Origin of the sequence: Flavivirga aquimarina (genome assembly GCF_030540835.1) — a bacterium.
In the GTDB taxonomy this organism is placed as follows: Bacteria; Bacteroidota; Bacteroidia; order Flavobacteriales; family Flavobacteriaceae; genus Flavivirga; species Flavivirga aquimarina.
The window spans coordinates 1-404 of sequence record NZ_JAUOEK010000137.1; the positions used below are offsets into that span (position 1 = coordinate 1).

Below are 404 nucleotides of genomic sequence, written 5' to 3' on the forward strand. Positions count from 1 at the left end.
AATTTTAGTTTAACCTCAAAAAACAACCTTTATGCTTAGAGATAAAATTACAGAATTCTTCGTAGAACTGGACGATTTTTGCAATGAATTTAGCTCCCAACTTGAACAGGTTCCTGTTTTAGAAGCTTCCGGTGTTAAATGCCGTAACAGGAAGGGCAGGCTCAGTGATAGTGAAATGATGAGCATCTATCTTTTGTTCCATTATGGGCAGTTCACCAATTTCAAACACTTTTACACGCAATATGTCTGTAAGCACTTGGACGACCTGTTCCCTGACCTGATCAGCTATGTCCGTTTCAATGCAAGACAGGAACGAACATTGTTACCGCTCATGCTGTACTTGAAATACAGAGGTCTGGGAAAATCAAGGGGCATCAACTATATCGATTCGACCTTGCTCAGGG

1 pseudogene is annotated in these 404 nt (G+C 40.8%); it reads left to right on the top strand.

From position 1 onward, the window contains the following. Nucleotides 1-31: 31 nt before the first annotated feature. A pseudogene (locus tag Q4Q35_RS13755) lies at nucleotides 32-404 on the top strand (IS982 family transposase); the annotation flags it as partial.